Raw genomic sequence first — 13,456 nt, 5'->3', positions numbered from 1 at the left:
AAAGATGAATTGTACGATTAGAAATATGATTAAGTCTGACATTGAATCCTTATCTCATGGATTTATGAATCAAGGTTGGCCAGGTAGAGAGGAAATTTTGGCTAGATATTTTCTGGAACAGGAAAGTGGGGAGAGAGAAGTCTTAGTTGCAGAGATTGATGGTGCTGTAGCGGGCTACGTTACCATTTTGCCCTCTGCTAAACATGGTCCTTTTGCAGAAGTCTATCCAGAATTATCAGATTTTAATGTGTTTGAGCCTTTTCGAAATCAAGGGATTGGGAATCAACTGCTAGAAGAAGCAGAAAAACGAGTCAAGTTTGTTTCGAGTAAGGTCACTCTTGGTGTAGGTTTGCACTTAGGCTATGGTCCTGCCCAGAGATTGTATATCAGACGGGGCTACATTCCAGATGGGACGGGTGTTTGGTATAGAAATCAACCCTTGGAAATGAACGCTACTAGTCAAAACAATGATGATTTAGTTTTGTACTTATCTAAGGAATTCGAATAAGAGGTAGCAAATTTCTTTGAAGATAGGGGAATTCTCTACTTTATGGTATAATGGAAAGAGTGAATTGAAGGAGGTATTATAATGGATGCCAAGTTAAGATACAAGGCTAAGAAGATTAAGATTATCTTTTTTGATATAGATGATACTTTACGTAATTCAAAGACTGGCTTTATTCCAAGTACTATTCCTACAGTATTTCAACAATTGCGTGAGAAGGGAATCTTGACAGGAATTGCGACTGGTCGGGGCATATTTGGTGTTGTGCCAGAGATTCAGGAACTTAAGCCAGATTTCTTTGTGACCTTGAATGGTGCCTATATTGAGGATAAAAAAGGCCATGTCATATATAGTAATAAAATTGCTAAGGATAAGGTAGAAGAGTATATTGCTTGGACCAAGGAAGTTGGGATTGATTACGGTTTGGTGGGTAGTCATGCTGCTAAACTATCAAGACGAACAGAGACGATTAGCCAGGCGATTGACCCGATTTATCCTAATTTAGAGGTGGACCCTGATTTCTACCGAAAAGAAGATATTTATCAGATGTGGACATTTGAGGATCAGGGAGATGATTTGACGTTGCCTGAAAGTTTAGCATCGACTTTACGTATGGTACGCTGGCATGAATATTCATCAGATGTTGTGCCGATTTCCGGTTCAAAAGCAGCTGGAGTTGCAAAAGTTGTAGACCAATTAGGTTTAAAACCAGAAAACGTTATGGTTTTTGGGGACGGTCTTAACGATTTAGAACTCTTTGATTATGCAGGCATTAGTATTGCCATGGGTATTTCTCATGAAAAAATCAAAGAAAAAGCAGATTATATTACAAAAACATTAGAAGAAGATGGCATCTTTGATGCCTTAGAAGGATTTGGTATGGTAGAAAAAGAATTACATTTTCCACAAGTAGATATTGAAGCAGTAGATGGTCCAATTGCGACTATTAAGACAAATCATGGGGATATGCGTATTAAGCTTTTTCCTGATCACGCACCAAAAACAGTAGCCAACTTTATTGCTCTGTCAAAAGATGGTTACTATGACGGTGTGATTTTCCACCGTATTATTAAAGATTTTATGATTCAAGGTGGAGATCCAACTGGTACAGGTATGGGTGGCGAGTCTATCTATGGTCAATCTTTTGAAGATGAGTTTTCAGAAGAGCTCTACAATGTTCGCGGAGCTCTTTCTATGGCAAATGCTGGGCCAAATACAAATGGTAGCCAGTTCTTTATCGTGCAAAATCAACACTTGTCATATTCTAAGAAAGAAATTGCTCGTGGTGGTTGGCCAGAACCAATTGCGGAAATTTATGCTGAACAAGGTGGAACTCCTCACCTAGACCGTCGTCATACAGTATTCGGCCAACTTGCGGATGAAGTTTCTTATGAAGTTCTGGATGCAATTGCAGGTGTCGAAACAGGTGCCATGGACAAGCCAGTTGACGACGTAGTCATTGAAACTATTGAAATTGAGGACTAAAATGAAAATCGGTGATAAGCTAAATGGCCGTATTACTGGGATTCAGCCCTATGGAGCTTTTGTTGAGTTAGAAACAGGAGTGACAGGCCTAATTCATATCTCGGAGATTCGGACAGGATTTATCGAAAATATTTACGAGGTTTTAAAAATTGGTGATGAAGTCCAGGTACAAGTAGTAGATTTTGACGAATATACAGGGAAGGCTAGCCTTTCCATTCGTACCTTGGAAGAAGAAAAACATCAACTTCCTAGACGGAGACGTTTTTCGAATGATCGCATCAAACATGGATTCGCGCCGCTTGGTCGCATGATGCCTGTTTGGACACGAGAAGCCTTGGAGCATTTAAAGAAAAACAGTAATTGATATCCCTCAAATCATTGTGATGTTATTATATTTTGTTATAATAGAAGTATGAACGAAGAACAATTATTAAAATCAGGAGAGCGCATTAACCAACTCTTCTCTACAGATATCAAGATTATTCAAAATAGAGAGGTTTTCAGCTATTCCGTGGATAGTGTTCTCCTGTCTCGTTTTCCTCGTTTTCCTAAAAATGGGTTGATAGTGGATTTCTGTGCGGGCAATGGAGCTGTTGGGCTTTTTGCCAGTAGTCGTACCAAAGCTAAAATTCTATCTGTAGAAATTCAGGAACGTCTCGCTGATATGGCTGAACGGTCAGTGCGTTTAAACGGCTTGGAAGAGCAGATGCAGGTTATTTGTGATGATTTGAAGAACATGCCTAGCTACATTCAGGGGAGCAAGGTCGATTTGATTTTGTGCAATCCGCCTTATTTTAAGGTAGATCCAAATTCTAATCTGAACGAAAGCGAGCATTACCTTTTAGCTCGGCATGAAATTACGACCAATCTCAAGGAAATCTGTCGTAGTGCCCAGAGTATTCTCAAATCAAACGGGCGTTTGGCAATGGTTCATCGTCCAGATAGATTATTAGATATTTTAGCTACACTCCAACAGCATAATCTGGCTCCAAAGCGCCTACAATTTGTTTACCCTAAACGGGAGAAGGAAGCTAATATGCTTTTGATTGAGGCTATCAAGGACGGTTACACTAGTGGCTTTAAGGTTTTACCACCCCTCATTGTTCATAATAGTGATGGTACTTATACACCAGAAATTCAAGAGATTTACTATGGATCATAAGGCTTATATGTATGTGGTTGAGTGCCGTGATGGTTCCTACTATACAGGCTATACAACAGATGTCAAGAGACGTGTCGCTGTCCACAATAGTGGCAAAGGAGCCAAGTATACACGAGCTAGATTACCAGTAAAACTCATCTATGTAGAAGGTTTTGATAGTAAGGAAGAAGCAATGTCGGCTGAGGCTCTACTCAAACGGAAGAAGCGTCCTCAGAAGGAAAGCTACCTAAACGATAATCAAAATAAAAATCTAGTGAATGCTTTTAACCTATAAAGAGAAGCCCTTTAGGTTTCTCTTACTTTTGTCAAAAATTGAAAAAAATGCTACAATAAAGAGAATAAAGAAACGAGGTATTATCATGTCTAAGATTCTAGTATTTGGTCACCAAAATCCAGATTCAGATGCTATCGGTTCATCAGTAGCCTTCGCTTATCTTGCAAAAGAAGCTTATGGTTTGGATACAGAAGCAGTAGCTCTTGGTACTCCAAATGAAGAAACAGCTTTCGTATTGGACTATTTTGGTGTGGAAGCACCACGCGTGATCACATCAGCTAAAGCAGAAGGTGCAGAGCAAGTCATCTTAACAGACCACAATGAATTCCAACAATCTGTTTCAGATATCGCTGAAGTAGAAGTTTACGGTGTAGTGGACCACCACCGTGTGGCTAACTTTGAAACTGCTAGCCCACTTTACATGCGTTTGGAGCCAGTTGGATCAGCATCTTCTATCGTATACCGCATGTTCAAAGAGCATGGCGTAGCTGTACCAAAAGAAATTGCAGGTTTGATGCTTTCAGGTTTGATTTCAGATACTCTTCTTTTGAAATCTCCAACAACACACCCATCTGATAAAGTGATTGCACCTGAATTGGCTGAATTGGCTGGCGTTAACTTGGAAGAATACGGTCTTGCAATGCTCAAGGCTGGTACAAACTTAGCAAGTAAATCAGCAGAAGAATTGATCGACATCGATGCTAAGACTTTTGAACTCAACGGAAACAACGTTCGTGTGGCTCAAGTCAACACAGTTGATATTGCTGAAGTCTTGGAACGCCAAGCTGAAATCGAAGCAGCCATTCAAGCAGCAAATGCAGCTAACGGCTACTCTGACTTTGTTTTGATGATTACTGATATTGTGAATTCAAACTCAGAAATTTTGGCTCTTGGTGCTAATATGGACAAGGTAGAAGCAGCTTTCAATTTCAAACTTGAAAACAACCATGCCTTCCTTCCAGGTGCTGTTTCACGTAAGAAACAAGTAGTACCACAATTGACTGAAAGCTTTAATGCATAATGATAGATGGGAAAACCCAGTATTAAAAAGGAGTTTCGACTCCTTTTTTGCTAGGAGAGAAGTATGCTAGAAAATGGTGATTTAATCTTTGTGAAAGATAGTTCGGATATAGGGAAAGCCATCCAGGAATCTACTGGCAACTATAGCCATGTGGCCATTTTTTTAGATGGTTTCATCTATCATGCAACAACGGAAGGTGGTGTCATTGCCCAATCCCCTGAAGATTTTTTTGAAGCTGAAAGAATCTATGATCTTTATCGCTATGCGGAGATTGATTGTACAGAGGTTAAAAAGCGGGCAGAGTGCCACTTAGGTACACCCTATAATGCTTCCTTTTATCCAGATGGAGATGGTTTCTATTGTTCTCAGTTCATCGCTGAACTACTACCTATTTTTGAGACCATTCCTATGAAATTTGGTAATGATGACTGGGAAATCAGTGATTTCTGGAGTGAATATTATCGTGAACTAGGACTTCCAGTACCTTTGAATCAGCCTGGCACTAACCCGAGTCAATTAGCAGCATCACTACTTTTAGCATGTAAAGAAAGGAATCTTCATGATTCAGATTTTTAATCCATCACGATTGACACGGCAGCCATTCTTTAGGGACTTGGTAGACTATCTTGATCAGCATGATGATGTTATTCTACGCGAAATTAAGGCTCAGTTTCCAGAGATACCAGTTGACAAGTATTTGGAGGAATATATTAAAGCGGGTTTGATTTTGAGAGAGAATAAACGCTATTATCTCAATCTTCCCTTTCTAGAATCTGCAAAATCTCTTGCACTAGACCAAGAAGTCTTTGTGAGGAATGATAGTCATGTTTATCAAGAAATCCTGGATAAACATTTTCAAACTGAATTGCGCAATCAAACAAATGCAGCTATCCTAGAAGAGCACACCGATTTTGCAAGGGAAAAGATGACCTTGTCTAATTACTTTTACAAGGTCAAGTTCCAGTATCCACTGACGGAAGAACAGCAGAGACTGTATGAGATTTTAGGGGATGTCAATCCTGAGTATGCCCTCAAGTATATGACAACATTTTTACTCAAGTTCCTCAAAAAAGACCAGCTTATGCAGAAACGACCTGATATCTTTGTTGATAGTCTAATCTTATTAGGCTACATTGTTCAAAATGAAGATGGGAAATATGAGTTGGCTGTAGAATTTGATAAAGAAAGACTCATATTTATAAAAAAATAAAGGCTCGGAAATTTCCTAGCCTTCTTTTAATTTATTATAGATAACGTTCTGCGATAGCTGCATCTCCAGGATAGTCTTCTTTTTGCCCTTGGATGATTTGGTAGCAGTCGGCTCCTTTACCAGCGATAATCACAGCGTCCAGTTCTTGACTTGTAACAGACATGGCAGCCTTGATGGCTTGCTCACGGTCGGCAATCTTTTCAACAGGACGATGGATGTAGCTACTAATTTCATCAGCAATGGCCATTGGATCTTCATAGTTTGGATCGTCAGCTGTTAGAAAGACTTGAATTTCAGGATGTTGATTGAGGAGAAGTCCAAAGTCCTTACGACGGCTTTCTCCCTTGTTTCCAGTTGAACCAAGTACTAAAGCAATCTTTCCAGTCTGATGTGTTTCAACGACTGAGATCAATTTCTTCAAGCTATCACCATTATGGGCGTAGTCTATGAAAACTTTTGCGCCATTTTTTTGAGTGAGAACTTCCATACGGCCAGGGACGCGTGTTGTAGCAATCCCTTTTTTTATGTCTTCAAGACTAGCACCTAAACGAAGACAAGCCAGTCCAGCTGCGACAGCATTCTCTTGGTTGAAGTGTCCAATTAGTTGGATATCATAATCGCCAGCTAATTTACCAGTAGCTGAGAAGCTAAAGGCTTTGGAGTTCTCGATTTGGTTACTTGATTGGCTACCGTAGAAGTCATGGTCTTGGTTCTCAACTTGTTCTTTCAGAACAGAGAAGTGATCCATATCACTATTAATGACAACTGCGCGACTATTTTTCATCAAGAGACGTTTGTGATAAAAATAATCTTCAAAGGTCGGATGCTCAATAGGACCAATATGGTCAGGACTAATGTTGAGGAAGACACCGACATCAAAGGTCAGGCCGTAAACCCGTTTCACCAAGTAGGCTTGGCTGGATACTTCCATAATAAGATGAGTTCTTCCATTATCAACTGCCTGGGCCATCATCTCAAAGAGATCAATGCTTTCAGGAGTTGTTAGAGCAGATTTAAAGAAAGTCTTACCGTCCAAAGTAGTGTTCATGGTTGACAACATAGCTGGACGATGTTCTTGATTTAAGATGTTATAAGCAAAGTAAGCTGCTGTTGTTTTTCCTTTAGTCCCAGTGAAAGCAAGAAGTTTTAATTTCTCTTGTGGATTGCCATAAAACTCCATAGCAATCAAACTCATGGCTTTCTTAATATCGCTAACGACAATAACAGGGATGCCTACTTCATAGTCTTGTTCAGCTACATACCAACCAAGACCTTGTGCGATTGCCGAGAGGAGAAATTCCTTCTTAAAAGCAGCTCCTTTTACAAAAAAGAGGCTATTATCTTTTGCTTTTCGACTATCGTAGCAGATGCTATCAAAAACGACATCACTGTAATAATAATGGTAATGTCCTTGGTCAATAATCTCACGGAAGAGATCGTCTTTCTTTAAAATATCTAATACGGTTTCAATCTTTATCATACTTTCTATTGTAAACTGAAAGTCTGAATTTTACAAGTAACAAGGAAAAGTTTATAATGGAAGATAAGGAACATTTCCTAGTTATTAAAAATGAATGAGGAAGTTATGTCTAACGAAAATAATCATCAGCAGGCCCAGATGTTACGAGGGACTGCCTGGCTAACAGCAAGTAACTTTATCAGTCGCCTCCTCGGGGCTATTTACATTATTCCCTGGTATATTTGGATGGGGACTTATGCCGCAACAGCTAACGGTCTCTTTACCATGGGCTATAATATCTACGCTTGGTTCTTGTTGATTTCGACAGCAGGTATCCCGGTGGCTGTAGCTAAGCAGGTTGCTAAATACAATACCATGCAAGAAGAAGAGCATAGTTTTGCCCTGATTCGAAGTTTCTTGGGCTTTATGACTGTGCTAGGGCTTGCCTTTGCCTTGATCTTATACCTCTTTGCACCTTGGTTGGCGGACCTTTCCGGAGTCGGTAAGGACTTGATTCCCATTATGCAAAGTTTAGCTTGGGCGGTCTTGATTTTCCCATCTATGAGTGTTATCCGTGGATTTTTCCAAGGAATGAGTAATCTCAAGCCTTATGCAATGAGTCAAATTGCGGAGCAAGTTATCCGTGTTATTTGGATGCTCTTAGCAACCTTTATCATCATGAAACTTGGTTCAAGAGATTATCTATCGGCGGTTACCCAATCTACCTTTGCGGCTTTTGTGGGAATGGTAGCTAGCTTCGCTGTCTTACTTTATTTCCTTTACAAGGAAGGTATGCTTCAAAAAGTATTTGAAACTCGAGATAAGATTGATAGTAAGAGTCTACTGGTTGATACGATTAAGGAAGCTATTCCTTTTATTATAACAGGTTCAGCTATTCAACTTTTCCAAATCTTGGACCAAATGACCTTTATCAATAGCATGAAGTGGTTTACCAACTACAGTAATGAAGATTTGGTTGTCATGTTTTCTTATTTCTCTGCCAATCCTAATAAGATCACCATGATTTTGATTTCCGTAGGAGTATCAATCGGTAGCGTTGGTTTGCCTCTCTTGACCGAGAACTATGTCAAGGGTGATTTGCCAGCAGCTTCTCGGTTGGTGCAAGATAGTATTACTATGCTCTTCTTATTCCTACTACCTGCAACGGTTGGAGTAGTCATGGTAGGGGAACCCCTCTATACAGTCTTTTACGGCAAACCTGATAGTTTGGCTTTGGGCTTGTTTGTCTTTGCAGTCTTGCAGTCAACAATCCTAGGTTTGTACATGGTCTTGTCTCCAATGCTTCAGGCTATGTTCCGTAATCGTAAGGCAGTTCTATATTTTATCTATGGTTCGCTTGCTAAGCTTGTCTTACAACTACCAACAATAGCGATTTTCCACAGTTATGGACCATTAATTTCAACGACCATCGGTCTTATCATCCCAATTGTTTTAATGTACCGTGAAATCTGTCAGATTACAGGTGCTCGCCGAAAGATTATTCTGAAGAGAACAATCTTAGTTACTATTTTGACTCTAGTTATGTTTATTCTAGTAGGACTCTTGCAATGGATTATTGGATTTGTCTTCCAACCAACTGGACGTTTCTGGAGTTTCCTATATGTCGCCTTAATTGGTACAATCGGTGGCGGGCTTTACGGAGTTATGTGTCTCTATACTCGTCTCTTGGATAAGGTTATTGGACAGGAAAAAGCAAATCAGTTACGAGCACGATTAAAATTATCATAATACTTTATAAATAAAACGAACAATTTAAACTTTTTGCGTAAAAGAGTCTAAATTGTTCTTTTTTTCTTAAAAAAATACAAAAAAATATAAAAAATGTAGAAAAAAATAAATTTTTAGAGAATTATTGCTTGACTAAAAAAAACAATAGCTGTATAATGATACAAATATTTAAATTTGGAGGTTCTGTTTATGAAAAAGTCTAAGGCAAAATATCTGACGCTAGCAGGCGTTGCCCTAAGTGCCGGTCTGCTATTGGCGGCTTGTAGCAACTCAGCTAGTTCTACAAAGACATATAATTATGTATATGGTAATGACCCCTCAAGTCTTAACTATCTCCTAGAAAACCGTGCAACAACAGGTGATGTTGTGACAAACTTGGTTGATGGTTTGATGGAAAATGATCAATACGGGAACTACATTCCTTCATTGGCAGAAGATTGGACTGTTTCCAAAGATGGTTTGACTTATACTTACAAACTTCGCAAGGACGCCAAATGGTATACAGCAGATGGTGAAGAGTATGCACCAGTGACAGCACAAGATTTTGTGACAGGATTGAAGTATGCTGCGGATAAAAATTCAGAAGCCTTGTATCTAGTGCAAGATTCTGTTGCTGGTCTGGCTGACTATGTTAGCGGAAAAACTACAGACTTTTCAACAGTTGGAGTAAAAGCTATTGACGAACAGACTGTTCAATATACTTTGACTCAACCAGAACCTTATTGGAATTCAAAAACAACTGCAACTATTCTGTTCCCAGTAAATGCTGATTTCTTGAACTCAAAAGGGGATGATTTCGGTAAAGTGGATCCAGCAAACATCTTGTATAATGGTCCATTTATTCTCAAATCATTCACTTCGAAATCTGTTCTTGAATACAAGAAAAATCCAAACTATTGGGATGCAAAAAATGTATTTGTAGATGATGTCAAGTTGACTTACTATGATGGAAGCGACCAAGATGCGCTTGTTCGTAACTTTAGCGAAGGTGTCTATAGTTTTGCCCGTCTCTATCCAAATAGTTCAAGTTTTGCAGGTGTGCAAGAGAAATACAAGGATAATATTATCTACAGTATGCAAACTGCGACTTCTTTCTACTTTAACTTTAACTTAGATAGAAAATCTTATAACCACACATCAAAAACGACAGACGCTGAAAAGACAGCTCAACAAGAAGCAGTTTTAAACAAATCATTCCGTCAAGCCATTAACTTTGCCTATGACCGTACAGCTTATGGAGCTCAGTCACAAGGGGAAGAGGGAGCAACAAAGATTATCAGAAACTTGCTCGTTCCACCTTCATTTGTAACTCTTGATGGTAAAGATTTTGGGGATGTCGTCGCTTCTAAGATGGTTAACTACGGCCAAGTATGGCAAAATGTGAACTTTGCGGATGCACAAGATGCCTATTATAATGCTGATAAGGCCAAAGAAGCTTTTGCACAAGCCAAGAAAGAATTGGAAGCTAAAGGCGTACAATTCCCTATTCATCTAGACTTGCCAGTAGACCAATCATATAAGAAGGGTGTCCAAGAGGCAAGTTCCTTCAAACAATCTATCGAGTCCGTCTTGGGTGCAGATAATGTCGTCATCGATATTCAAATGCTGACTACAGAAGAAATGGATAGTATCGGTTACCTTGCTAACACAGCTGCCCAAAAAGATTATGACCTCTACAATGGTGGTTGGAGCCCTGACTACCAGGATCCATCAACTTATCTTGATACACTTAACCTTACAAATGGTGGTTCATTGCAAAACCTTGGCTTAGAACCTGGTGAAAGTAATGCTAAAGCAACTGCGGTTGGCTTGGATACCTACACTAAGATGCTAGAAGAAGCCAATGCTGAACAAGATTTGACCAAACGTTATGACAAATACGCTGAAGCACAAGCTTGGTTGGTGGATAGCTCTCTCACACTTCCAAACGTATCTCTTGGTGGAACACCAGGAATCAGAAAAACAGTTCCATTCTCTGCTGCTTTCTCTCAAGCTGGTAACAAGGGTGTTGAATCATATAAATACGTTAAGTTGCAAGATAAGATTGTCACAACGGCTGAGTATGAAGAAGCTAGACAAAAATGGCTGAAAGAAAAAGAAGAATCTAATAAAAAAGCCCAAGAAGAATTAGCAAAACACGTTAAATAATCAGTCTATTCAACAGGAAAAACGATAGTTTCTCAGGAAGCTATCGTTTTTGTATAGTTTGAAACTATAACTAGCTCTTGAAAACAAGAAAACGAAGGATCCAAAATAAGTGGTACAATAGTTACTATAGATTTGGAGGTATTGTATGAGTAAATCATTTCACATCAACACAATTTTAGCACAAGCAGGGATCAAGTCTGATGAAGCAACAGGTGCTTTGGTTACACCAATCCACTTTTCAACGACTTATCAGCATCCAGAATTTGGTCAGTCCACTGGATTTGACTATACTCGCACTAAAAACCCAACTCGAAGCAAGGCAGAGGAAGTCTTGGCAGCTATTGAATCAGCCCACTATGCTCTAGCAACTAGTTCAGGTATGTCTGCGATTGTGTTGGCCTTTAGTGTCTTCCCAGTAGGAAGCAAGGTTTTGGCTGTCCGTGACCTTTACGGTGGTTCTTTCCGCTGGTTCAATCAAGTGGAACAGGAAGGACGTTTCCACTTTACTTATGCAAACACAGAAGAAGAGCTAGTTGCTGAGCTAGAAAAGGATGTGGATGTACTCTATATTGAAACACCAACTAACCCTTTGATGTTGGAATTTGATATTGAAAAATTGTCAAAACTAGCTCATGCAAAAGGTGCTAAAGTTGTCGTTGATAATACTTTCTATAGCCCGATTTACCAACGTCCGATTGAAGACGGTGCAGATATCGTCCTTCATTCAGCGACAAAATACCTTGCAGGACATAATGATGTTCTAGCTGGTGTGGTTGTGACAGATAGTGCGGATTTATACGAAAAACTCTTTTACAATCTCAACACTACTGGGGCTGTTTTGTCACCATTTGATAGTTATCAATTGATTCGTGGTCTTAAGACTTTGTCACTTCGTATGGAGCGCTCAACAGCTAATGCTCAAGAAATCGTAGCCTTTCTAGAACAATCACCTGCTGTCAAAGAAGTCTTGTATACAGGACGCGGGGGGATGATTTCCTTTAAAGTAGCTGATGAGAAGCGTATTCCTCATATCTTAAATACCTTGAAAGTATTCTCTTTTGCTGAAAGTTTAGGTGGGGTTGAAAGTCTGATTACCTATCCAACTACTCAAACCCATGCAGATATTCCTGCAGAGGTTCGTCATTCTTATGGATTGACAGATGACCTCTTACGCTTGTCTATTGGTATTGAGGATGTTAGAGATTTGATTGAAGACTTGCGTCAAGCCTTGGAAGGATAAAACTATGGGAAAATATGATTTTACGACCTTGCCCAATCGTTTTGGACACCATACATACAAATGGAAAGAAGCAGAAACTGACCGAGAAGTATTACCGGCTTGGATTGCTGATATGGACTTTGAGGTGTTACCTGAGATTCGTCAGACAGTCCATGACTATGCAGAGCAATTAGTCTATGGCTATACCTATGCTAGTGATGGGTTGATTGAAGCTGTTCAAAATTGGGAGGAAAAGCAGCATGGTTATCGCTTTGATAAGGATGCCCTAGTCTTTATCGAGGGAGTGGTACCTGCCATTTCAACAGCTATTCAAGCCTTCACCAAGGAAGGTGAAGCAGTGCTCATTAACACACCGGTTTATCCTCCTTTTGCTCGCAGTATTAAGCTTAATAATCGTAGACTAATCACCAACTCTCTAGTAGAAAAAGACGGACTTTTTGAGATTGATTTTGATCAATTAGAGAAAGATTTTGTCGAAGAGGATGTGAAACTCTACGTTCTCTGCAATCCTCATAATCCTGGTGGACGTGTTTGGGACAAAGAGGTTTTGGAGAAGATTGGACAACTGTGTCAAAAACATGGAGTTTTGTTGGTATCTGATGAAATCCACCAAGACTTAGCCTTGTTTGGACATAAACACCAGTCATTCAATACAGTAAATGAAGCCTTCAAAGAATTTTCACTAATTTTAAGCAGTGCTACCAAAACTTTCAACATTGCAGGAACCAAGAATTCTTACGCTATTATCGAGAATCCTAAGTTAAGAGTGGCTTTCCAAAAACGCCAGCTTGCTAATAATCAACATGAAATCTCAGGTTTGGGATATTTGGCAACAGAAACAGCTTATCGCTATGGTGAAGATTGGTTGACAGAACTTAAAGAACTGATTGAGAAACACATCAATTATGTAGTGGATGTATTTGGCAAAGAAACTAAAATCAAGGTCATGAAACCTCAAGGGACTTATCTCATTTGGCTAGATTTTTCAGCCTATGATATTAGCGATGAAGAATTAAGAAGCCTTTTAAGAGACGAAGCCAAGGTTATCCTGAACAGAGGCTTGGACTTTGGTGAAGAAGGAGCTCTCCACGCTCGCTTAAATGTTGCTATGCCGACATCTATTTTGGAAGAAGTCTGCCAACGAATCATTTCCACTTTTTCAAATCATTAAAAAACTAGCCTTTTAGGAGAAAAGTACTCCTA

13 protein-coding genes are annotated in these 13,456 nt (G+C 39.4%); 12 read left to right on the top strand and 1 reads right to left on the bottom strand.

Annotation, left to right across the window (positions count from 1 at the left end):
• The first annotated feature begins 4 nt into the window (after nt 1-4).
• The 8 genes from HW271_RS05955 (at nt 5) to HW271_RS05920 (ending at nt 5,657) form a co-directional block, all read left to right on the top strand.
• A complete protein-coding gene (locus HW271_RS05955) occupies nt 5-508 on the top strand; it encodes a GNAT family N-acetyltransferase (protein ID WP_178895251.1) in 504 nt (167 codons plus the stop codon).
• 81 nt (nt 509-589) lie between these two features.
• Nucleotides 590-1,990: a bifunctional Cof-type HAD-IIB family hydrolase/peptidylprolyl isomerase gene (locus HW271_RS05950; RefSeq protein WP_178895250.1), complete on the top strand. Its 1,401-nt coding sequence runs from the start codon at nt 590-592 to the stop codon at nt 1,988-1,990.
• Between the two features lies 1 nt (nt 1,991).
• A complete protein-coding gene (locus HW271_RS05945) occupies nt 1,992-2,354 on the top strand; it encodes a S1 RNA-binding domain-containing protein (RefSeq protein ID WP_004252382.1) in 363 nt (120 codons plus the stop codon).
• 48 nt (nt 2,355-2,402) lie between these two features.
• The gene (locus HW271_RS05940; RefSeq protein WP_178895249.1) at nt 2,403-3,152 is read left to right on the top strand and encodes a tRNA1(Val) (adenine(37)-N6)-methyltransferase; all 750 of its coding nucleotides are present in this window, start codon (nt 2,403-2,405) and stop codon (nt 3,150-3,152) included.
• The gene (locus HW271_RS05935; RefSeq protein ID WP_178895248.1) at nt 3,142-3,426 is read left to right on the top strand and encodes a GIY-YIG nuclease family protein; all 285 of its coding nucleotides are present in this window, start codon (nt 3,142-3,144) and stop codon (nt 3,424-3,426) included. Before HW271_RS05940 ends, HW271_RS05935 begins: the two co-directional genes overlap by 11 nt.
• Before the next feature lie 85 nt (nt 3,427-3,511).
• The gene (locus HW271_RS05930; protein ID WP_048689738.1) at nt 3,512-4,447 is read left to right on the top strand and encodes a manganese-dependent inorganic pyrophosphatase; all 936 of its coding nucleotides are present in this window, start codon (nt 3,512-3,514) and stop codon (nt 4,445-4,447) included.
• Between the two features lie 63 nt (nt 4,448-4,510).
• The gene (locus HW271_RS05925; RefSeq protein WP_178895246.1) at nt 4,511-5,023 is read left to right on the top strand and encodes a YiiX/YebB-like N1pC/P60 family cysteine hydrolase; all 513 of its coding nucleotides are present in this window, start codon (nt 4,511-4,513) and stop codon (nt 5,021-5,023) included.
• A complete protein-coding gene (locus HW271_RS05920; protein WP_178895245.1) occupies nt 5,007-5,657 on the top strand; it encodes a DUF1803 domain-containing protein in 651 nt (216 codons plus the stop codon). The genes HW271_RS05925 and HW271_RS05920 overlap by 17 nt, the downstream gene beginning before the upstream one ends.
• 34 nt (nt 5,658-5,691) lie before the next feature.
• On the opposite strand, the gene HW271_RS05915 is transcribed toward HW271_RS05920, so the two are convergent.
• Nucleotides 5,692-7,137 carry a UDP-N-acetylmuramoyl-L-alanyl-D-glutamate--L-lysine ligase gene (locus tag HW271_RS05915; protein ID WP_178895243.1) on the bottom strand — a complete coding sequence of 482 codons (1,446 nt, stop codon included), beginning with the start codon at nt 7,135-7,137 and terminating at the stop codon, nt 5,692-5,694.
• Nucleotides 7,138-7,242: 105 nt separating this feature from the next.
• Between HW271_RS05915 and HW271_RS05910 the strand changes: the two genes are divergently transcribed.
• From HW271_RS05910 to HW271_RS05895, 4 genes are all read left to right on the top strand, one after another.
• Complete coding sequence (locus HW271_RS05910; protein WP_178895241.1) at nt 7,243-8,865, top strand: polysaccharide biosynthesis protein; 1,623 nt, start codon at nt 7,243-7,245, stop codon at nt 8,863-8,865.
• A 189-nt stretch (nt 8,866-9,054) separates the two neighbouring features.
• Nucleotides 9,055-11,013 (top strand): peptide ABC transporter substrate-binding protein, encoded by a 1,959-nt coding sequence (locus HW271_RS05905; protein WP_178895240.1) that lies wholly within the window; start codon nt 9,055-9,057, stop codon nt 11,011-11,013.
• 145 nt (nt 11,014-11,158) lie between these two features.
• Nucleotides 11,159-12,253, top strand: a complete 1,095-nt coding sequence (locus HW271_RS05900) for a cystathionine gamma-synthase (protein ID WP_178895238.1) — start codon at nt 11,159-11,161, stop codon at nt 12,251-12,253.
• 4 nt (nt 12,254-12,257) lie between these two features.
• Nucleotides 12,258-13,424: a MalY/PatB family protein gene (locus HW271_RS05895; protein ID WP_178895237.1), complete on the top strand. Its 1,167-nt coding sequence runs from the start codon at nt 12,258-12,260 to the stop codon at nt 13,422-13,424.
• Nucleotides 13,425-13,456: the final 32 nt, after the last annotated feature.

The organism is Streptococcus sp. oral taxon 061 (genome assembly GCF_013394695.1).
Taxonomy (GTDB): domain Bacteria; phylum Bacillota; class Bacilli; order Lactobacillales; family Streptococcaceae; genus Streptococcus.
The sequence above is the reverse complement of the archived record's forward strand: the minus strand, read 5'-3'. Positions and strand labels throughout refer to the sequence as shown.